This is a genomic window from Mesorhizobium sp. ES1-3 (assembly GCF_020164795.1).
Taxonomy (GTDB): domain Bacteria; phylum Pseudomonadota; class Alphaproteobacteria; order Rhizobiales; family Rhizobiaceae; genus Mesorhizobium.
Window position 1 is genome coordinate 59980 of sequence record NZ_JAIUGW010000017.1, and the last position, 21143, is coordinate 81122.

18 protein-coding genes and 1 tRNA gene are annotated in these 21143 nt (G+C 63.7%); 7 read left to right on the top strand and 12 right to left on the bottom strand.

Going from position 1 to position 21143, the window contains the following annotated elements:
- Positions 1-67: 67 nt before the first annotated feature.
- Positions 68-143 (bottom strand) — tRNA-Ile (locus LB536_RS21595).
- Positions 144-277: 134 nt separating this feature from the next.
- Here LB536_RS21595 and LB536_RS21600 point away from each other — a divergent pair.
- Entirely contained in the window at positions 278-988 is a 711-nt protein-coding gene (locus tag LB536_RS21600; protein ID WP_224596137.1) for an SIMPL domain-containing protein, read from the top strand.
- A gap of 106 nt (positions 989-1094) precedes the next feature.
- Here LB536_RS21600 and LB536_RS21605 read toward each other — a convergent pair whose 3' ends face one another.
- Positions 1095-1451 carry a hypothetical protein gene (locus LB536_RS21605; RefSeq protein WP_140761277.1) on the bottom strand — a complete coding sequence of 119 codons (357 nt, stop codon included), beginning with the start codon at positions 1449-1451 and terminating at the stop codon, positions 1095-1097.
- Between the two features lie 252 nt (positions 1452-1703).
- The gene (locus LB536_RS21610; protein WP_140813433.1) at positions 1704-2150 is read right to left on the bottom strand and encodes a YcgN family cysteine cluster protein; all 447 of its coding nucleotides are present in this window, start codon (positions 2148-2150) and stop codon (positions 1704-1706) included.
- Between the two features lie 197 nt (positions 2151-2347).
- On the opposite strand from LB536_RS21610, the gene LB536_RS21615 reads away from it, so the two are divergent.
- Complete coding sequence (locus tag LB536_RS21615; RefSeq protein ID WP_224596139.1) at positions 2348-4687, top strand: OmpA family protein; 2340 nt, start codon at positions 2348-2350, stop codon at positions 4685-4687.
- 264 nt (positions 4688-4951) lie between these two features.
- Here the strand turns inward: LB536_RS21615 and LB536_RS21620 are convergent, their stop codons facing one another.
- Positions 4952-5818, bottom strand: coding sequence for an SDR family oxidoreductase (locus LB536_RS21620; RefSeq protein ID WP_224596141.1), 867 nt, complete (start codon positions 5816-5818; stop codon positions 4952-4954).
- 180 nt (positions 5819-5998) lie between these two features.
- Between LB536_RS21620 and LB536_RS21625 the strand changes: the two genes are divergently transcribed.
- Positions 5999-6265 (top strand): type II toxin-antitoxin system VapB family antitoxin, encoded by a 267-nt coding sequence (locus LB536_RS21625; RefSeq protein ID WP_224596144.1) that lies wholly within the window; start codon positions 5999-6001, stop codon positions 6263-6265.
- Between the two features lie 52 nt (positions 6266-6317).
- On the opposite strand, the gene LB536_RS21630 is transcribed toward LB536_RS21625, so the two are convergent.
- On the bottom strand, positions 6318-6956 hold the full coding sequence (locus LB536_RS21630) for a helix-turn-helix transcriptional regulator (RefSeq protein WP_224596223.1): 639 nt from the start codon (positions 6954-6956) through the stop codon (positions 6318-6320).
- Positions 6957-6964: 8 nt separating this feature from the next.
- Complete coding sequence (locus LB536_RS21635; RefSeq protein WP_224596147.1) at positions 6965-7837, bottom strand: S1C family serine protease; 873 nt, start codon at positions 7835-7837, stop codon at positions 6965-6967.
- Between the two features lie 223 nt (positions 7838-8060).
- Between LB536_RS21635 and LB536_RS21640 the strand changes: the two genes are divergently transcribed.
- On the top strand, positions 8061-9026 hold the full coding sequence (locus LB536_RS21640; RefSeq protein ID WP_224596150.1) for a S1C family serine protease: 966 nt from the start codon (positions 8061-8063) through the stop codon (positions 9024-9026).
- Positions 9027-9032: 6 nt separating this feature from the next.
- On the opposite strand, the gene LB536_RS21645 is transcribed toward LB536_RS21640, so the two are convergent.
- Positions 9033-11951, bottom strand: a complete 2919-nt coding sequence (locus tag LB536_RS21645; RefSeq protein ID WP_224596152.1) for a patatin-like phospholipase family protein — start codon at positions 11949-11951, stop codon at positions 9033-9035.
- Between the two features lie 151 nt (positions 11952-12102).
- Complete coding sequence (locus LB536_RS21650) at positions 12103-12528, bottom strand: VOC family protein (protein WP_224596155.1); 426 nt, start codon at positions 12526-12528, stop codon at positions 12103-12105.
- A gap of 66 nt (positions 12529-12594) precedes the next feature.
- Here LB536_RS21650 and LB536_RS21655 point away from each other — a divergent pair, with 66 nt between their 5' ends.
- Positions 12595-13188 (top strand): TetR/AcrR family transcriptional regulator, encoded by a 594-nt coding sequence (locus tag LB536_RS21655; RefSeq protein WP_224596157.1) that lies wholly within the window; start codon positions 12595-12597, stop codon positions 13186-13188.
- 30 nt (positions 13189-13218) lie between these two features.
- On the opposite strand, the gene LB536_RS21660 is transcribed toward LB536_RS21655, so the two are convergent.
- The 4 genes from LB536_RS21660 to LB536_RS21675 all read right to left on the bottom strand — a co-directional run bounded on the left by LB536_RS21660 (position 13219) and on the right by LB536_RS21675 (position 16833).
- Positions 13219-13953, bottom strand: coding sequence for an NADPH-dependent F420 reductase (locus LB536_RS21660; RefSeq protein WP_224596160.1), 735 nt, complete (start codon positions 13951-13953; stop codon positions 13219-13221).
- Between the two features lie 32 nt (positions 13954-13985).
- Positions 13986-14801 carry an oxidoreductase gene (locus LB536_RS21665; protein ID WP_224596163.1) on the bottom strand — a complete coding sequence of 272 codons (816 nt, stop codon included), beginning with the start codon at positions 14799-14801 and terminating at the stop codon, positions 13986-13988.
- A gap of 74 nt (positions 14802-14875) precedes the next feature.
- Positions 14876-16180, bottom strand: a complete 1305-nt coding sequence (gene fabF / locus LB536_RS21670) for a beta-ketoacyl-ACP synthase II (protein ID WP_224596226.1) — start codon at positions 16178-16180, stop codon at positions 14876-14878.
- Positions 16181-16251: 71 nt separating this feature from the next.
- Positions 16252-16833 carry a TetR/AcrR family transcriptional regulator gene (locus LB536_RS21675; RefSeq protein ID WP_224596229.1) on the bottom strand — a complete coding sequence of 194 codons (582 nt, stop codon included), beginning with the start codon at positions 16831-16833 and terminating at the stop codon, positions 16252-16254.
- A gap of 86 nt (positions 16834-16919) precedes the next feature.
- Here LB536_RS21675 and LB536_RS21680 point away from each other — a divergent pair, with 86 nt between their 5' ends.
- Positions 16920-18032, top strand: a complete 1113-nt coding sequence (locus LB536_RS21680; protein WP_224596166.1) for an efflux RND transporter periplasmic adaptor subunit — start codon at positions 16920-16922, stop codon at positions 18030-18032.
- On the top strand, positions 18032-21142 hold the full coding sequence (locus LB536_RS21685) for an efflux RND transporter permease subunit (RefSeq protein ID WP_224596170.1): 3111 nt from the start codon (positions 18032-18034) through the stop codon (positions 21140-21142). The genes LB536_RS21680 and LB536_RS21685 overlap by 1 nt, the downstream gene beginning before the upstream one ends.
- Position 21143 lies beyond the last annotated feature (1 nt).

The window sequence follows — 21143 nt, forward strand, 5'->3', positions numbered from 1 at the left end:
GGTTCGAGTCCAAAACACCGAGGTTAGCATGGCCATAAAATATAATAAAATCAATAAGTTAAAGTATTGGTGGGCCCGGAGGGACTCGAACCCCCAACCAAGCGGTTATGAGCCGCCGGCTCTAACCATTGAGCTACAGGCCCCACGCGGGCTGGATTAATGTTTTTCGCATCGCGGCACAAGGCTTTACCTGCGGGGTTTCGCAGATCGCCCAAATCACCCCATAATCGCGCTCTACGCGACCCCTGCGACCTGATCGCAGACCAAGGAGATTTTCATGACCAGACATCTTTTGCCCCTCGCGCTCGCCGCTGCAATCGCTTTTCCGGCGATGGCTGGAGCCGCCGATCTGCCGACGCCGCCTCGCATTATCGTGTCCGGCGAGGGCGAAGCAACCGTCGCCCCCGATCTGGCGGTCCTGACGCTCAGCGTCATGCGTGAAGCCAAGACGGCGCGCGCCGCACTCGATGCCAACAATGACGCCATGGCCGCCGTGATCGCCGCGATGAAAGCAGCCGGCATCAAGGATCGCGACCTGCAGACCGCAGGCATCCAGATCAACCCTCGCTACAACTACACCAACAAGCCGGACGGCAGTCAGGACGCCGAACTCGTCGCCTATCAGGTGACCAACACGCTCTCGGTGCGGGTACGCGATGTCGACAAGACAGGCGAGATCCTCGACAAGGCGGTGTCGCTCGGCGTCAACCAGGGCGGCGGCATCGCCTTCACCAATGACAATCCGGCGGCCACCGTCAGCGAGGCGCGCAAGAAAGCTGTCGCCGACGCCATGGCCAAGGCCAGGACGCTGGCCGAGGCGGCCGGGGTCAGCCTCGGCCGGGTGCTCGAGATCACGGACCAGAACATCAGGCCGGCGCCAATGCCGATCAACGCCAAGGCCTTCGACGCCGCCGCCGGGGCGGCACCTGTGCAGGCCGGCGAGAACGCCTACAATGTCCAGGTCACCGTTACCTTCGAACTCAAGTAATCGGTCGAGGCGATGGCCGGTCCCCGCCGGCCATGGGTCCCCCGTTGGCACCCATGAAAGAACCCCGCGGGATCGCTCCCGCGGGGTTCTTTCGAGCTGCGCCCGTTCAGCGGTTGATGATCGGGCAACCACGCTCGTTGGCGAACACGATGACGACACGGTCGCCGTACTGACGGCCCATCACCTTGACCACGCGGCGATTGGCATCGACGATGCGGGCACGGTGCAGCCCCATGCGCTCGGCCTTGTCGAGGGCGCGGTCCGGCGAGCAGCCGCGGCGCCAGTCGTCACGGCGCTCATCCCGGCGGTGGCGATAGCCGTCGTCGCCGGCATAGACGCCGAAGCGCGGATCGTTGTTGTTACCGAAACCAAGATAGAGGCTGTCGGCATGGGCGGGAATGGCCGCCAGCGTGCCGAGGCCGACCAGAGCAGAAAGCGCTGCCGTCTTGATGGTGGTGTACATGGTTCTCTCTCCTTGTTGCGGGCTTGCGCCCGTCCTCGTGAAACCGATGGCGGGAGAATGCACTGGCCTGTCTGAACTATTTACGAACTCGCCGTTCATCTGCGGTTCATGTGGCGCCGGCGGGCGAGGCGCTGGCCGTTTGCAAATCCCTTGCCGGCCCAAATCCCTTGCCGGCCCAAATCCCTTGCCGCATTGAACGATATTCGCGCCAAACGCCCTGCCCCCTCGCCGGGTTCTCGACATCCGCGCGGGTCAAGGCTCGTCGTCGAGCATATAGTCAAAATAGTCTTCCGGCTCGGCCAGCTCGGTCTCGCTCGCCTTGACCCGGCCGCGCATCGAGATGCCGGCCTCGTGCACGGTCTCCGCGCTGCCCGAGATCAACCGGTGCCACCAGTAAAGGTCGCGGCCCTCGGCCACCAGCCGGTAGGCGCAGGTGCTGGGCAGCCAGCTGATGGTGCGCACATTCTGCGGCGTCAGGCCGACGCAATCGGGAACGCGCGCCAGCCGGTTGGCATAGTCGGCACAGCGGCAGCTCTCGGCGTCGAACAGCCGGCAGCCGACGCTGGTCCAGTAGATTTCACCGGTGTCCTCGTCCTCGAGCTTCGACAGGCAGCACTTGCCGCAGCCGTCGCAGAGCGATTCCCACTCCGTGGGGCTCATCGCTTCCAGCGTCTTGGTTTTCCAGAACGGCGTTTCCATTTCCGGCATGTGGCCCCAGCCGCCGCCAAGGTCAAGCGCGGCGACAGCCAGAATGGCGCGGCAACTCGGCCGAATGACACGAATTTGCCTTCAAAAGGCCGGCCAATAGCCCCGTACGGCCCCTAACGATGGGCCGCTGGAACCAATTTCGTAAAAAGCGGTTTCGGCAAGGATGGGACCCCACAAGGAGAATTTCGATGAAACGCCAACCACGGATTCTGGCAGGCACAGCCCTTGGCCTGTTGATGGCATCCGCGCCGTTAGGCGCGTCCCCGCTTCAGGGAACAGCCGCGTTTGGCCCCATGCAACGCGGCGCTGTGCCTTTAATCCTGGCCCAGGCGGCCTGCGCCGAGGGCGAATCAGCCGAAGCCTGCGCACAGAAGCAGGGCGAGCAGAAGCCCCAGCGCAAGAAGCGTGAGCAGCAGCAGACCGAGCAGGCACCGGCGGCGCAGGCCGCTCCCGCAACCGAGGACCAACAGCCGCGCAAGAAGAAGCGCGACCAGCAACAGCAGACGGAGTCCGCCCCGGCCGCCCAGCAGCCAGCCCCTGCGGTCGACGAACAGCAGCCTCGCAGGAAGAAGCGCGACCAGCAGCAGCAGACCCAGCAGGCTCCGGCCGCCGAGGCCGCGCCCGCCACGGACGAGCAGCAGCCGCGTAGGAAGAAACGCGACCAGCAGCAGCAGAGCCAGCAGGCTCCGGCCGCCGAGGCCGCGCCCGCCACGGACGAGCAGCAGCCGCGCAAGAAGAAACGCGACCAGCAGCAGCAGACCCAGCAGGCTCCGGCCGCCGAGGCCGCACCCGCCACAGACCAGCACCAGCCGCGCAAGAAGAAGCGTGACCAGCAGCAGCAGCAGATCGAGCAGGCCCCGGCCGCCGAGGCCGCGCCCGCCACCGGCGAGCAGCAGCCGCGCAAGAAGAAACGTGACCAGCAGCAGCAGACCGGGCAGGCCCCGGCCGGCGAGGCGGCTCCTGCCAATGACAACCAGCCGAGCAAGCCCGGCAGGAAACCCAAGCAGGATCAGCAGAAAGAGGCGCCTGCCGCCGTGCCGGAGACCACCCCAACGCCGAAGCAGGCTCCTGCCGGCGAAGCGACGCCGAAGGTTGAACCGGCCCCGGCCGGCGAGCAGCCTCCCGCCCAGGGCGAGCAGGATAAGACGAAGAAGCACGGCAGGAAACCGGCTGGCGAACAGCCTACGACCGGTGAGCAGCCCGCTAACGGCGAACAGCCTACGACCGGCAGACAGCCCGCCACCGGCGAACAGCCGGCGACCGGACAGCAGCCCGCTACCAATGGGAAAGCCGCGCCTGTCCAGGGCGAAAACCCGGTTCAGGGCGAAGCACCCGCCGACAAGAACGCCGCACCCATCCTCGACAGCCAGAAGGATGCCAGGCGCAAGGGTCGCGGCGAGAATGCCCAGGGCGGCCGGACCCCCGCCAACCAGAATAGTGAAGAGCAGAATGGTGGGCAGCAAAATGGTGGGCAGAATGCCCAGCAGGGCGGTGACCAGGGCCGCAAGCCGGTAGTGGCGCCGGTGGATCAGGGTCCGCCTCCAACCGACGATAGGGCCGCCCAGGAGGCGATCAAGCCCGAAAAGATCGTTCCTGTGACGGAGGAGAAGGGCAAGCGGCTCGAGCGCGCGCCTGACGAGAATATCCGTGACCGCCGCCGGCCCAAGGGCGTCGACGTGCTCAAGGAGATCGGCGACCGCGTCATCATCCAGCTCAACGATCAGACGTTCGTCCAGAGCAATGACCGCCCGCGCCTGACCCGCGGCGCCAAGGATGTCTACTACGAGGACCTGCCGCAGGGCCGCACACGCGAGACGGTCGAGCGCGACAATGGGTTCCGGATCGTCACCATCCGCAACCGCTATGGCGACATCCTGCAGCGGTCGCGCATCGCGCCCGACGGTCGCGAATATGTGCTGAGCTATGTCGACGAGCGCAGCTACCAGGACGAAAATGACTGGCGCGATCCCGGCGACGACCTGCCGCCGATGCGGCTGACCATTCCGCGCCGTGATTACATCCTCGATTCCGAGAATGTCGAAAGCCCCGACGACTACTATAGCTTCCTCGAACAGCCGCCGGTGGAGAAGGTGCAGCGTCTCTATTCGATCAACGAGGTCAAACGTTCGGCCCGTGTGCGTGACATTGCCCGGCGCATCGACCTCGACACGCTGAACTTCGAATTCGGCTCCTCTTCGATCTCCGACACCGAGGTGCAGAAGCTCCAGGGTGTCGCCGACGCCATGGAGAAGCTGTTGAAGAAGAACCCGGCCGAGACCTTCCTGATCGAGGGCCACACCGACGCCGTCGGCACGCCGGAGGCGAACCTTGCCTTGTCGGATCGCCGTGCCGAAGCGGTTGCGGAAGCGCTGACCAATGCCTTCGGCATCCCGCCCGAGAACCTGACGACACAGGGCTATGGCGAGGAGTATCTGAAGGTCGACACCTCGGCGCCAAACCGCGAGAACCGGCGCGTCGCCATCCGCCGCATCACCCCGCTGGTGGCACCGGTGGCGAGCAACGACTGACCCGCGTTTCCAGCGACTTACAGTGATTTCTGGAATCAGGTCGGCAACAAGGTCCCATCCCGGTCAACCGGGGTGGGATGGACTACGGACAGTACGGCCTGGGCCAATAAGATTCGTACAGCCCAAGGGCCGGCTCATTGAATCGACAGGCTTCGCACCCCAGATTCCTGTCTGGGCGTTCCCTGCCCCGTCCCGACTCCAGCGGGACGCATTGAGCCCCGCCGGCCCTCTCCGGCGGGGTTTTTTGCTTCGGGGTGACGTCCGCTAATAGATGCTTTTGACGTTCGTGTCGGAATTGGCAAACACCTCGTCGGGCACAAAGAAATCTCCCGCCAACGGTCCCGTCGCGTCAGGCGCATAGATAGAGAAATCGCTGACGCCTTCGGCGCGCAGCACCTCCTCGTCGATGTAGAAATTCCCTGTCGCCTCACGCGACGGCCGCATGAAGATCGCATGCGCGGCATCGGCCATGACGTCGGGCGACCGGCTCATCGCCGCCACCGTGGCGCCGCCCAGCAGATTGCGCACCGCCGCCGTGTCGATGGTCGAGATCGGCCACAGCGAATTGACGGCGATGCCGTCCTTGGCGAATTCCGCGCTCATGCCGAGCGTGCACATCGACATGCCGAACTTGGCCATTGTGTAGGCGACGTGGTTCTTGAACCATTTGGCCTTCATGTCGAGCGGCGGCGCCAGATTCAGAATGTGAGGGTTCTTAGCCAACTTCAGGTGCGGAATGCACATTTTGGAGACGAGGAAGGTGCCGCGCGTGTTGATCTGATGCATCAGGTCGTAGCGCTTCATGTCGGTTTCCAGCGTACCGGTGAGCTGGATGGCGCTGGCATTGTTGACGCAGATATCGATGCCGCCGAATTTTTCGGCGGTTCTGGCGACCGCCTCGGCCACTTGCGCTTCCTCACGGATGTCGCACAGCACCGGCAGCGCCTTGCCGCCCGCCTGCTCGATCTCTTGCGCGGCGCTGTAGATCGTGCCCGGCAGCTTGGGATGCGGCTCGGCGGTCTTGGCCGCGATCGTCACATTGGCGCCGTCGCGCGCGGCCCGCAGCGCGATCGCCAGCCCTATGCCGCGCGACCCGCCGGAGATAAACAGCGTCTTTCCCTTGAGCGACATTTTTTCGCCTCCCTGCAAACTTTTCGTCGGCGCGATCCTTGCCCGTGGCGAACCCGGAAACAAGGGCTTGCAACTCCAAGCCATGGTGACGTTAGGGAGGATTCCGTGTCACGCCATTGGCAGGGATGTGCCACTACAACAGATTTGGCATATATTCAGAGCATAAGGGCAGACGATCAAATGGCTTTGTCGATCAAAAACAGGGAAGTGGACGAGCTGGCGCGTGAGCTTGCCCGCAGCCGCGGCATATCGGTGACCGAAGCGATCCGGCAAAGTCTCGAAAGCGAAATTGCTCTCTACAGTGTGACCTCTTGGCCGAACGAATCTGATCTGATCATAAAGCTCACGGAAATTTCAGATCGCGCAGGTCGGATACCAGAGCGCGACAATCCAATGACGGAAGACGAGATACTCGGTTACGACGAATTCGGAATCCCGACCAGATAATGCATACTTCGCCCACAGCGTCGCGCCGCTAACCTCTCAGAACTTGGATTGCTTAGACCAGCACAAGCCCCTGTCGCATAGCAATGGCGATGGCATCCGTGCGATTGGCGGCGCCGAGCTTGATCAGGATCGCGGCGACATGGAATTTCGCCGTATGCACGGAGATGTTGAGCCGCCGCGCGATCACCTTGTTGGGGGCCCCTTCGGCGAGCAGCGCCAGCACTTCCGCCTCGCGCGGGGACAGCGCTGGCCGGGCGGCGTGCTCGTCCAAAGCTTCATCCTCGAACGGCTCGCCATCGCCGGCGTGGAAATCCTCACGATGTCCAGGCGCGCGGCCATTGCCCGATATGCTGTAGCCAGCGGCGGCCAACCGCGCCGCCGCGGCGATCAGCAGGTCGTCCGCGCCTGCGGGCATGACGGCAGACACCTCGCCGGCAGGCCGGTCGCCGCTGGCGCGCGCCGAGAGCAGCACCCGTGGCACCGAGGCGGGCACGGCGTCACCGCTCCTGTCGTCGACGATCGCGACGTCGGCCCTGCCGGCGCCAACCACCACCGGCAACAGGTCGTCGCTGGCGGCAAGCGAGGCGACCAGACGCTCGGCGCGCCCGGCATCGCCAAGCGCAATCAGCACCACCAGCCGCCGCGAAGCCGCATTGTCGGTCCCGATCCGGTCACTGGCGAGTGTTTCCATCATTCCTCTCAGCTCAGTGGCTTTTCGCCGATGGTCAGCACGACGTCGCGCTGTTCGCCGCCACGAACGACACCCAACGTCACCGAGGCACCGGCGCTGTCGGGCCCGAGCCGGCGGATCAGGTCGCGCGGGCCATGCACGGCCTCGCCGTTCCACGCCACGATAATGTCGCCGAGCGAGAGGCCAGCGGCCTTGGCAGGGCCATTGTCGTCGAGGCTCATCACCATTGCGCCGTGCGCGTCGCGGTCACGCACCGGATGCAGGCCGGCGCCGAGATAGCCGCGCGCGACATGGCCCTTTTCGCGCAGCGTGGCGACGGCCCGCTCGATCGTCTCGTAGGGCATCACCAGCGCCCGGCCACGCGGCCCGAACAACAGCATGCCGATCAACGCGCCCTTGGTGTCGAGCACCGGGCCGCCCTCGAAGCGGCCACCGGCGCCGACGGCAAGGTTGATGCGCCGGTCTATGGTGCCGCCGCGCATCGAGCGCCAGGCCGGCCCGACTTCGCCGACCGAGCCGGACACAGCCAGTGCTGACCCCTGGCTGTTGCCGATGGCAATGGCGATGTTGCCCGGCCGAACGGCATCGGCCTTGGCAAGGACAGGCGCGGTGGCCGCATCGGCGGGCTTCAGCAGGGCGACGCCCGTCGAAGGATCGCGGCCTACCAGTTCGGCCTTCACAGTGTCGCCGGAGGCCAGCGTCAGTTCGATCTCCTCGCCGGCCTCGACAGCCTCCTCGGCGGTGACGAAATAACCGTCGCGCCAATGGAAGGCACTGGCCGTGCGATGGTGATGAGTGGCGAAGCTCGCCGTGGCGGGGGCCGCTTTCGCGGCCAGATCGGCGATGGCGTCTGAAAACGCGCTCAGATTGAAGTCGCTCATAAGGGTCTCCTGGGTTTCTTGCATGTCCCAGATATCGCTCGACGGCGCGCCTGCAGGTACTCGCCTGACGGCTAGTTACGGGTTCGACTGGCCATCTGGTCAGGTCGCGGCGGTTCGGACCGCTCCGCACATATAGTGCGTGTCGCGCAAAAGTGCTCACCGGTTTGGGACAACGACACGCATGCAAGAAACGCATCGTTGTGCCTGAACACGGAGCCCGCCCATGGCCCTCGCCGCCCAGAAATTCGAATCCGACGACACACTTCTCGACGGTACGCTGCTCGACGCCTATTCGACGACTGTCGCGGATGCGGTCGACCGCATCGGCCCGGCCGTCTGCCGCATCGAGCGCATCGGCGGCCCGGGCGGCCATGGCTCGGGCTTCGTCATCGCGCCGGACGGACTGGTCGTCACCAATTTCCATGTCGTGGGTGACGCCAGGACGGTGCGCGTGTCGATGCCCGACGGCGCCTCCAGCGAGGGCCGCGTGCTCGGCCGCGACCCCGACACCGACATCGCCCTGGTGCGCGCCGACGGCAGCTTCGCCGATGTGGCGCCGCTCGGCGATTCCAAGCGGCTGCGGCGCGGCCAGATCGCGATTGCCATCGGCAATCCTCTGGGCTTCGAATGGACCGTCACCTCGGGCGTCGTCTCGGCGCTCGGCCGCTCGATGCGCGCTTCGACCGGCAGGCTGATCGACGACGTCATCCAGACCGACGCCGCGCTCAACCCCGGCAATTCCGGTGGGCCGCTGGTGTCGTCGGCGGGCGAAGTAATCGGCGTCAACACGGCCATGATCCACGGCGCGCAAGGCATCGCCTTCGCCGTCGCTTCCAACACCGCGAATTTCGTCATTTCGGAGATCATCCGCTTCGGCCGCGTGCGCCGCGCCTTCATAGGCATCTCCGCCGACACCGTAAACCCGCCGCGCCGCGCAGCGCTGTTGTCGCAGGTGTCGACCAGCACGGCCGTGCGGCTGCGCAGCGTCGAGAAGGATGGACCGGCGGCCAAGGCCGGTCTCAAGGAAGGCGACATCATCGCCGCCATTGACGGGCGCCCGGTGACCGGCGTCGACGACCTCGTGCGCATGCTCGACGCCGAGCGCATCGGCCGCGAGACGCAGTGCACGGTAGTGCGCCGCACCGGCGTAAGCCGGGTGGCGGTGACGCCCGTGGCTAGGGTGAGTTGAGCGATCTCATTTATCAATATCTCTTACGTCTTTGCCAAGGCGCGTCTTCAGTGCTGTGACGAGGTCGGTCTGCACGAAGTCGTAAACTTCAGCATCAGCGGGCAGCTGCTTTTCGCGAAGAGCTCTGTCCATGGCATGAAATCCGAGCGCCCGATAAGCTTCCATCTGCTCTTCTGAAAAGAACTGATCGCTCGTCGGCTCGTTCGGGAAAAGCGGGTAGCGGCGCTCGTAGTCGAGGACATAATCAGGCTCGTCGCCGGTTACCGACGCCTTGACGTAAAGAAGGATCCCTTCGACCGGATCTTTCTCGTACATGATCCTGCCCACTGCAAAATGCCGCAGATGCAGCAGCGAGTCCGCCGGGATGATTTTGGTGCGGTTGACGTCGCGGGCCAGGGCCGCATCCCTGACTGGCCGCCAGTCGAGCGAGATGCGTACGCCGAGATCAATGCGCGCGAAACGCTGGACATCGGTGAACGCGCCGAAATTCATGCCGGCATCGGCTTCGGCATCGACCACGATGATTAGCTTGCACCTGCGCTTGAGCAGTTGGTAGAGGCCGATATTGTCGATATGGCCGCCATCGGTGATGTAGACGCGCGAACTGTCCGACCTCAATTGCCCCGTCGCTTCCGCGAGAAGATACAGCCGCAAAATGTCCTCCCAGCTTCGCTGGGAGGTATCCTCCTCGGTTGCAGGAAAGGCCGACCTGGCGCGCCGGTCGTCAAATGCGGGTCCACTCGGATTGGGAAGCCAGAACCCCAGCCGCAGGTTGAGAAGGGCCAGAGTCGGCCCGAGCAGGCCGAGACTGATGCGCCCCATGCTCGAGGATATGGCGGCGCCCGAAATCGCTGCCGCCGCCGCGAGATCCAGTTGCCCCTCTTCCTTGGCCATCGCCTTGGAGCGCGCGTACCCGGTGGATTCACTGCCGACGAAATGTTTTGAAAACAGAAAGAATTCGGCATTGCGTCCCCGTTTGCTCGGGTCGACCGCTGTCGGGCTCAGAGCGGCTGGTGCTGGAGACCGGCGGCCTGGTAGGACGATTTCCGGGCCCCGCCAGGCCCGCAGCCTCATGGCCGCAGCGATCTTTCTTGCCACCCAGCGGATTACCGCAGCGATAAAAGACTCTCTCGGGGGATCGGCGGCCTGCCTGGCGCAGCGGACATTCAATGTGCCGTTTATCAGGAGATAGGGCGCCTTCACGCCGAGATCCTTCAACGCAATGTCCGCATCACCTTCGCTGCCGCCGAGCCGGAACGCCCACCGCAGCCGGTCTCGGTAGAGGCGGTGCAGGCCATTGGCATTCTCGGTGAAATTGAAGGCCACGATCGTGACGATGGCGGTTATGGCCAGATAGTTGAGCAGCACCGTGACTTCGTCCCAATGCCAGACACTTCCCGACCTCCTGGCGGCCATAGCGAAGACGACCGAACTCGCCAGGACAAGAACCACCTTGACGACCACGGATCCGCTGTAGTCATGCATCATCGCGGCAAAGAAGCTGCTGAGCCGGCCAGGCGCTAGGTCGTCGGCCAGATAGCGGACCGCGAAGGTTCGCCCCGCCAAGAACAGCGCCATGCAAACGACTAGGGTGGTGAACAGGAGGTGGCTGTTGGCGGTCAGCCAGACCGGGCCATAGGCATAGCCGCTGGCACGGCCGAATATCCAAGGTATGTCGATGCCCCAGATCGAGATTGAAGATACATTGATGCCCCAGATCGAGACCGGAGATATCTTGATCCCCCAGAGCGTAATCAGCAGAAAGAACCCGTAGATCAGCAGGGGCAAGGCAAGCCCCAGCGCCAGGAATGCCGCCCGCGCCAGATAACCACGGATCTGGTGCCCGATCTTCGGCGAATTCAGGGCTTTCTGTACCCAGGAAATCAACAGGCCTCTGAAAGCAGCGGTGGCGGTGACAATGGCCGCGGCGGCCGCAATCAGCGCCTTGAGCGTTTCCAAAGTGGTCTGCCGGCGGCCGAATGTCGGTGAGGTCACCTCGATCAGCCACAGGATGATCTTGGGTTGCACTTCGATCAGGAACAGGAGCGTCGTGATCAAGAGCAGCGCGCGGCCATCCCTGGCCCAAAAACTGTCCTGTTCGAGATGCTCGCCTTTGCGCGCAACGGCGTAGCTGTCGGAGTAGGACCGCCGCAACCCCCAGGCAACCAGCCAGATGGCAAAAACTGCCAGTGCGGAGTGCGACAGCACGAAAGGATTGGCCACGATGGATCGCAAGCTGGCAGTCCATCCCGTCTGCCCCCAATCGTCTCCGAACACCCAGTCGGCGACGTCGAGAATGATGCTGTGCCCGAGGTGGTCGGTGGTCGGGTTCGTCAGGATGACAAATGTCGCCAGCGGCAGGACGAGGGTCAGCAGCAACAGGAAATTCACCATCCAGCCGCGCATGAGGATACCGATCGACAAGGTGATGTCACGAAAACCGCGCGGCGCCAGAAAACGGCTGTTGTCGCGGATGTGACCGACAAGCGGATTGTCACGCACGTCGTGCGCGTCGTCGCGGGATGCGAAGGGAAAATCGAGCTGCTTGTCCTCGCCCCTCTTCGCTTGCTCGACTTCCTGGCGCGTCATGTCGGCGACCATCGCCGCGCCGATATAACCGCCCCCCGACACCGTCGATAGATAATCCATCCGAGGCGTGAGGCCATATTGGTCGAGGGCCTGAAGCGCGCCGAGACAGAACGAAGCCGACCTTATGCCGCCACCGGAGAGTGCAACGCCAAACAACCATGGCGGATCATTTCCAGCGACGGAACCAGCGTCGGATTTTTTGTTGCGATCGTGATGCCCGACAATTTCGTTGAGCGCCTTTCTTCGCTCCAGAATTGCTAGATATTCCTCCCTCAGAACCTCGTTGAAGTCGTCTGTATATGAATTCTTTTCAGACTGCTTCGCCTGTTCGGACATAGCCACCCCCCGTCGCCACCTGTTCTACAACAATACAACGGCGCGTTTTCCGCAAGGTCTGTCTCTGCTTGAAGTCAAAAAACAATCGAGAATCGGCGCCTGGAGGACTGCCGGAGGTGAGGTGACGGCGGTTTCCGTCATAGCCTGCCGCTCAAACCCCCGCCGCGCCTTCGGCATACTGCGCCAAAAACTCCTCGCTGGGCGAGATCGGCTTGATGACGTCGATCAGCACTCCGTTGGGGTCCCTGGTGATGAAGTGGCGCTGGCCGAAGGGTTCGTCGCGCAGCGTGCGCAGGATCGGCAGGCCAGCAGCAAGTATCCGCTCATAGACCGCATCGGGATCGCGGACCTCGAAATTGATCAGCAGGCCCGAGGTCCGCCCCCGCCCCTCCTCGGGGATCGTCTCGTGGTCGCCCTGGACGATGCCGAGATTGACCCTGCGATTGTCCACCGATTGCAGATGCACGTACCAGTCGCTCGTAAACAGCGGCTGGAAGCCGAAATGCCTGACGTAAAATGCCGCCGTGCCGGCGACATCGCCGGTCATCAGCACCGGGTAGTAGCTCGTCGTCTTCATCTTTCCTTCTTCCGCCAGTTAACATACAGTCTGCATGTAAATTGAATTAACATACAGGCTGCATGTATGCAACAGGAAACCGGCCGCCGCTCGAACCGCGACCGCACCGAGGCGACACGCGCCGACCTGATCGCGGCGGCGCGGAAACTGTTTACGGAGAAGTCCTATGCCGAGACCGGCACGCCGGAGATCGTCGCCGCCGCCGGCGTCACGCGTGGCGCGCTCTACCACCACTTTGCCGACAAGCAGGCGCTTTTCGCCGCCGTCGTCGAACAGGAAGCGGCGACGGTGGCCCGGGAGATCGACCGCGCCTCCCCGCCTTCGCTCGGTGCCCGCGATGCGCTGATTGCCGGTTCGGATGCCTATCTCGCCGCCATGCGCGTGCCCGGCCGCACGCGGCTGTTGCTGCTCGATGGCCCGGCCGTGCTCGGCCGCGCCGCCATGGATGCGATCGACAACCGCCACGGCAACCGCTCACTGCGCGAGGGCCTGGTCGCGTCGATGCGGACGCAGTCGATGAAAAGGCTGCCGCCGGAAGCGCTGACCGCCCTGCTCGGCTCGGCTTTCGACCGGGCGGCGCTCGCCATCGAGACGGGCGCATCAGCCGAGGACTACCGCGCCGTTCTCATGGCGCTGATAGACGGACTGTCGCGCGCCTGAAGTGCTTCATTCTTCACGATGCGAATGTGATCACGCAGTCACTGCCCGGTTGCGGGCGACGATGTCGCCGTGTGTCAGCTTGTCGCCGGCTGCCATGAACTCCTTGATCAACGCATCACGATTGCCGGGAGCGCGGGACTTGTCGGCCGATTGCAGTGCCGCCGTCAGTTGGTCCCTCGTCAGCTCGGTGCAATAGGCGGGAGTGCCGGGCTGCTGACGCCAGGAATCGACAAGGCTCCCTGAGTCCAGCGCCTCAAAGCCCGTGGCCTCTACCAATTCCATGGCCGTGGCCTTAGCCTCGGAATCGTCACCGGCGACCGGAATGGCGATACGTCCGGATGCTCCGGCCGGCAGTCCTTTGTCGGACAGCGTCGCCGCCAAAACGGCGTTCCAGGCTTTGACGACGGGACGAGCGATCTGCTCACTGACCCAGACGGTCTCAGGTTTGCCGCCATCGACCTCGGCGATCGCACCGTCGCGCAACGGATAGTAGTTGGAGGTGTCGATCACGACGACATCGGTCGGTACGTCATCGAACAGGTTGGCGAGATCCGAATAGTTCGCGAACGGGATCGAAAGAACGATCACCGCGACGTTTCGCACCGCTTCCTCCTTCGTCACCGCGGCAGCTCCAACGTCGCGGGCGAGACCGCGAATGGTGTCCGGTCCCTTCGAATTGGCGAGCTTGATCTCATGTCCGTTGGCGGCGAGCTTTCGCGCCAACGTGGCGCCGATGTTTCCAGCTCCGATAATTGCGATCTTCATTCGATGTCCTTTCGCGAGTAAAACCAACACCGTCAGACCGGTAGCCCGAGCTGCTTTCTCAGGCTCTTGTCGAATGCGGATGCGGGAACGAAACGGCGCAGGAAACTGACCTGGCGAGCCACTTTTCCTGCCGCATAGCGCCTCTTCGGAGTGGCATCGATCGCAGCCGCCAAAACGACCTTGGCTATCACTTCGGGCTCATCACCTTTTTCCATCGATTTCCGCACGGCCATGGTCATGCCGGCCCGCGCGGAATCATAGATATCAAGCATTTGGTCAGGAGCGGCGAGATTCTCCTCGAACGCCGTGCGGGTATAGGCCGGCTCGACCAGCGCAACGCGAATGCCGAACGGACGCAGCTCGTGGTCGAGTGATTCGGAATAGCCCTCGATGGCATGTTTGGTCGACGCATAAAGCGCGAAATAGGGAGCCGGGATGAACCCTTGTACGGAACTCAAATTGACGATCCTGCCTTTCCCCTGGCGTCGCATTGCCGGCAACACCGCATTGGTCACGCGCAACACGCCGAAGACGTTCACGTCGAACAGCGCCTGGGCCTGTGCGGTCGAGGACTCCTCCGCGCCGCCGAACAGGCCCATCCCGGCATTGTTGACGAGCAGGTCGATACGTCCGGCCTTGGCCAGAACGTCCTCGACCAGCTTCGCCACGGACGCGTCATCGGTCACGTCGCAGGTCAGCATGGTGACGCCGTCGGATCTCTCGCCCGCCGCGCGACGGCTGGTTCCGAACACGCGAAAGCCCGCGTCCAGCAGGGCTTTGGCCGTTGCGTGCCCGATGCCGGAGGATGCCCCGGTCACCAGGGCGACGCCGGGATTGGTCTTGTTCATGGAAGCTCCTTCTTCAAGCTGGGTTTGCGTTTCGAAAATATGGCCCGCTGGTCGGCTCAGGACCGGTCAGCGGCTCAATAACCGGCCCCTCCGGCGCCCGCACCGGCGGGTCTGTCCGTCCAGCGCCGGAACAACGCACTGGCGTTCACGCCGCCAAAGCCGAAGCCATTGGAGATCGCGTAGTCCATCTCCATTGGCCGGGTGTGGTTTGCGACGAAGTCGATCCCGTCGCCGGCAGGATCGGGGGCGCTCAGATTGAGCGTCGGCGGTGCGACCTGGTCCCGGAGCGCCAGCACCGTGAAGATAGCCCCAAGCCCGCCGGCGGCGCCGAGCAGGTGTCCGGTCGCCGACTTCGTTGCGCTGACGGCTATGGCGAAATCTGTCCCGAAAACCCTCTTGATCGCCGCTATTTCCCCCAGGTCGCCGACTGGCGTTGACGTGGCGTGCGCGTTGAGGTGGCGGACCTCCCGTGCCGAAATGCCGGCTTGGGCAATCGCGATCTCCATCGCCCGGCGAGCCCCGTCGCCATCCTCGGGACCGGACGTGATGTGATAAGCGTCCGCCGTCGTGCCGTAGCCGACGAGCTCGGCCAGCGGTTTGGCGCCCCGCGCAAGCGCATGGCTCAAGGCCTCGATGACCAGGATGCCGGCTCCTTCGCCCATGACGAAGCCGTCACGCAGCATGTCGAAGGGGCGGGACGCCTGATCGGGGCGGTGATTGAAAGAGGTCGAAAGAGAGCGTGCCGCGGCAAAGCCGCCGAGGCTGACCGTATTCATGCAGGCTTCCGTTCCGCCGCAGACCGCGATGTCGGCCTCATTGGCGCGGATGAGACGCGCCGCATCGCCTATCGCCTGGATGCCGGCCGCGCACGCCGTCACCGGAGCGCCGAGCGGACCCTTGAACCCGTATCGGATCGAAATTTGTCCCGCCGCCATGTTCACCAGGAAAGATGGCACAGTGAACGGCGAGAGACGCCGAACACCGCGCTGGTCGACGGTTCGCACGGCCTCGGTTATCGCGGGAAATCCTCCGATACCCGAAGCGATGATCGTCGCGGTGCGGGCCCTGTCATCGTCCGAGACCGGCTTCCACCTCGCCTGGGCCAGCGCCTCTTCCGCCGCCGCCAGTGCGAAAAGAATGAAGCGGTCCACCCTGCGCTGTTCCTTCGGAGCCAGGGCGGTATCTGGATCGAAGCCGGCTTCGGGGTCGTCCCGCAGGGTGGGAACCATTCCGCCGACCTTCGCCGGCAGGTCTCCCACCATTTCATCCGGCAGGCTCCGAATGCCCGAACGGCCTGCCAGGAGCCGCGACCAGGAAGTCGCCACGTTGGCCCCCAGGGGGCTGACTGCTCCCATGCCTGTAATGACGATACGACGCATGTCTACTCCAGCTTCTGTTTGATCCGTTCGCGCGACGGCGCCGTGCCAACGCTCGATCGCGATCACCGCCTCTATTCCTGCGCGGCCGCTATTCGCCTGACTTCGCCGGCGGCGGCATCGAGAAAACGCTGCGACATCTCTTCATCCCCAAGGATACGGGAGAGCGTCACGGCCCCCACCATGAGCGATAGCATCGCCATGGCCTTGCGATGGGTTTTTGGACCTTCCGCCGCCGGCATCAATTCGTCGAGAACCTCGAGGTGAGCTGCGATCCCATCCCGGAAGGGGCTCCTCACTTCCTCGCTTTGACGCGCCGCGTCCGAACCAAGCGCAACCAATGGACAACCGTCGCTCTTCTCTTCGCGATGTCCCAGCGAAAGGTAGAGGCCGATAACGGCTTCAAGGCGATCAGGGCTTGCGGCAGCAACAGCCGACCATCTGCGGGTCGCGTGTTCCATCGCTCGTCTCGATGCCTGCGCTGCCAAGTCGTCCTTGGATTCGAACTGCTTGTAGAAGGCGCCTTGGGTCAGCCCGGCACCCTTCATCAGATCCTTCAGCCCAATGCCATCGAAGCCGTGCTCTCGAAAAAGCCGGCTTGCCACATCGATCACGGTTTGCCGGTTCTGCTCGGCCTGACTGCGACTTACGCGCATCGCCATCTCCTTTTTAGATTGCGTTCGAAATCTATATCAGGTATAGAGTGTGAATGCAATCTATTTTAACAGGAGGCGACACAGGCATGAAAAAGAAACACGTTATTGGGCTGGGGAGCATTTTGGTCGCGGGATTAGGAATGGCGGCATTCGTCACACTTTCCATTCGCACGCAGGCAGCTTCCGCAGCGGGCGACCCGAGGCTGGAACCACCGATCGTCAGACTGGTGACGCCAGTGGAGGTGACGGGATCCGAACGCGGCTTCACGGGTACAATTGCCGCGCGGGTGCAGAGCAATCTTGGTTTTCGTGTACCCGGCAAGATCATCGAGCGCCTTGTAAATGTCGGCGAACAGGTCAAGGCGGGCCAACCGCTGCTGCGGATCGATGATACCGATTTGGCCCTTGCGCTCGCCGCCAAGCGCAACGCTGTCGCCGCGGCACGCGCTGTCCTGGTTCAGACTAGTGCGGACGAAAAGCGCTATGCCGTTCTGGTCAAGAAGGAGTTGGCAGCAACCCCGCAGCGTTACGAGCAGGCGAAGGCAGCACTTGATACCGCGACCGCACAGCTTGCCGCCGCGGAAGCGGAAGCGAAGGTCGCGGAGAACGAGGCCGCCTATTCCGTCTTGGACGCGAACGCGGATGGGACGGTCGTCGAAACGCTTGGCGAGCCGGGACAGGTTGTCACTGCGGGACAGACCGTGGTTCGGATCGCGAACGCCGGCCCACGCGAGGCGGTGGTCGCGCTTCCCGAAACGATCCGGCCGGCGATCGGATCGGTAGCCGAGGCAGGCTTGTATGGAACCGATGGGCGGCATTTTACGGCGCATCTTCGGCAGTTGTCGGACGCCGCCGATCCCCAGACTCGCACCTATGAGGCCCGTTATGTGCTCGACGGTGAGGCGGCTGCGGCACCGCTTGGCGCGACGGTGACCATCCGGCTTGCAAGCCAGGCAAGTCAAACGGAAGTCCAGGTGCCGCTCGGAGCCGTGCTGGATGATGGCCAGAAGACCGGCGTTTGGAGCTTGGACGGCGCAACCTCGACCGTACACTTTCGGCCCGTCAAGCTTGTTCGTGTAACCAGTGAAACCGCCGTGATCTCCGGGCTGAGCTCTGGTGATTCGATTGTTTCGCTCGGCGCTCATCTCCTGCAGGAAGGCGCTCGCGTCAGGACTGTCTCTGAAGGCAGGAGCTACTGATGAGCCTCAATTTTTCTGCGATCGCCGTTCGCGAGCGCGCCGTCACCCTTTTCTTCATTATTCTGCTCGTCGCCGCTGGCGCCTACGCGTTCCTCATGCTTGGACGGGCGGAGGATCCCAACTTCACCATCAAGACGCTGACGGTCACGACGGTATGGCCGGGTGCGACGGCGCGCGAGATGCAGGACCTCGTCGCCGAACCGCTGGAGAAGCGACTTCAGGAACTGACCTGGTACGACCGGGTCGAAACGACAACACGGCCAGGTTATGCGTATTTGACGGTCACGCTGAAGGACAGCACACCGCCATCCAGCGTGCAGGAGGAGTTCTACCAGGCCCGTAAGAAACTTGGCGATGAAGCCCGCAATCTGCCGCCCGGCGTGCTCGGCCCTTTCGTCAACGACGAATATTCCGATGTCAGTTTCGCTCTTTACGCCCTCGAGGCGAAGGGCTTGCCGATGCGGGAACTCGCCAGGCAAGCCGAGACCATTCGCCAGGACCTTCTGCATGTGCCTGGCGTCAAGAAGATCAACATCCTCGGCGAACGTCCCGAGCAGATATTCGTCGAGTTTTCCTATGCCAAGCTGGCAACCCTTGGCGTGTCGGCGCAGGATATCGTTGCCGCCTTGCAGCGCCAGAACACCGTCACACCGGCGGGCTCGATCGATACCCAAGGGCCGCAGGTCTTCATCAGGGTCAATGGCGCTTATGACAGTGTCCAGACGATCGCCGACACGCCGATCGTCGCCGCCGGACGGACGTTGAAGCTCTCCGACATCGCCGAGGTCCGGCGCGGCTACGAGGATCCTGCCACCTACGTCATCCGTCACCAGGGCGAGCCGACCATCATGCTCGCGGCGGTGATGCAGGAGGGCTGGAATGGTCTCGAGCTCGGCAAGGCGCTGGAGGAGAGATCGGCGGCGATTGCACAGAAGCTGCCTCTCGGCATGACGCTGGCCAAGGTCAGCGATCAGGCCGTGAACATCGGCTCGTCGGTGAACGAGTTCATGCTCAAATTCGCGATGGCGCTCGGCGTGGTGCTGCTGATCGCCCTGATCAGCATGGGTTGGCGCGTCGGCATCGTCGTGGCGGCCGCCGTTCCTCTGACGCTTGCGGTCGTGTTCCTGATCATGCTGGAAACCGGCCGGTTCTTCGACCGCATCACGCTCGGCGCCCTCATCCTGGCGCTCGGCCTTCTCGTGGACGACGCCATCATCGCCATCGAGGTGATGGTGGTGAAAATGGAAGAGGGCATGGACCGCATCAAGGCGGCGGCCTATGCCTGGAGCCATACCGCGGCGCCGATGCTGTCGGGCACGCTGGTGACGATCGCCGGGTTCCTACCGGTGGGCTTCGCGCGCTCGACGGCCGGCGAATATGCCGGAAATATCTTCTGGGTCGTGGGGTTCGCCCTCATCGTCTCCTGGGTCGTCGCTGTGGTCTTCACCCCGTATATGGGCGTCAAGATGCTGCCCGCGATCAAACCGGTCGAAGGCGGCGTCCACGCCATATACGATACACCGAACTATCGGCGCCTTCGCCGGCTCATCACCTTTGCCGTGCGCCACAAGTTTGTGACCTGCGCTGCCGTCGGCCTCGTCTTCGCGCTTTCGGTTGTCGGCATGAGCGGTCTCAAGCAGCAGTTCTTCCCCACGTCCGATCGCCCTGAAGTGCTGGTCGAGGTTCGCCTGCCGGAAGGCACCAGCATCGAGACGACGACCGCCACGGTCGAGAAGCTGGAACACTGGCTTGGCGGCCAGCCGGAGGCCAAGATCGTGACGAGCTATGTCGGTCAGGGCGCTCCCCGCTTCTTCTTTGCCATGGCGCCGGAACTGCCGGATCCCGCCTTCGCCAAAATCGTCGTGCTGACACCGGACGCGGCGGCGCGCGAGGCCTTGAAGCGCCGGCTCCGTGAAGCGGTCGCGACAGGGCTTGCCCCCGAAGCGAACGTCCGCGTCACGCAACTCGTGTTCGGACCCTACACGCCATTCCCGGTCGAGTTCCGGGTCATGGGACCTGATCCCGCGCAATTGTACGCCATCTCTGAGAAAGCCCTCGACGTCATGCGCGGCGTGCCGGACGTGCGGCAGGCCAGTCGCGACTGGGGCAATCGCACGCCGGTACTGCGCTTCATACCGGACCAGGATCGACTGAACCTCATCGGCCTGTCGCCGGCGGAGGTGGCCCAGCAACTCCAGTTCCTCCTCACCGGCATCCCGGTCACGCAGGTCCGCGAAGACATCCGCAATGTCCCCATCGTGGCACGCAGCGCCGGCGGCGAGCGACTGGATCCATCGCGTCTGGCGGATTTCTCGCTGATGAGCCGGGACGGCCGCCAGATCCCGCTCGACCAGATCGGCCACTCGGAAATCCGTCTGGAAGAGCCGATCCTGAAGCGGCGTGATCGCACGCCGGTCATCACGATCCGCTCGGACATCAACGAGGCGACCCAGCCTCCAGAAGTTTCCAAGGAGATCATGACGGCCCTTCAGCCGCTGATTAAATCCCTGCCTGCCGGCTATCGCATCGAAATGGGTGGATCGATCGAAGAGGCGGCCAAGGCCAACACCGCGCTGGGCAAGGTCTTTCCGGCCATGCTCGCCGCCATGCTGATCGTCATCATACTGCAGGTGCGATCCTTCTCGACGATGGCGATGGTCATGCTGACGGCACCTCTCGGCCTCGTTGGCGTCGTACCGATGTTGCTGGCCTTCAACCAGCCCTTCGGGTTCAACGCCATTCTGGGCCTGATAGGACTGGCGGGCATCCTGATGCGCAACACGCTGATCCTGACCGAACAGATCAAGGAGAACCGTGCCGCCGGTCTTGACGACTATCACGCGGTCATCGAGGCCACGGTGCAACGCACGAGGCCGGTGATCCTGACCGCACTTGCCGCCGTGCTGGCCTTCATCCCGCTGACGCACTCGGTCTTCTGGGGATCGATGGCCTACACGCTGATCGGCGGCACGGCGGCCGGCACGGTGCTGATCCTGCTGTTCCTCCCTGCGCTCTATGTCGCGTGGTTCCGGATCAAACCGACCACGGATGAGCTCCGTGAGGATTCGACGGAGCAACCGGAAGTGCCAGCAGCAATGGCGGCCGAATAAG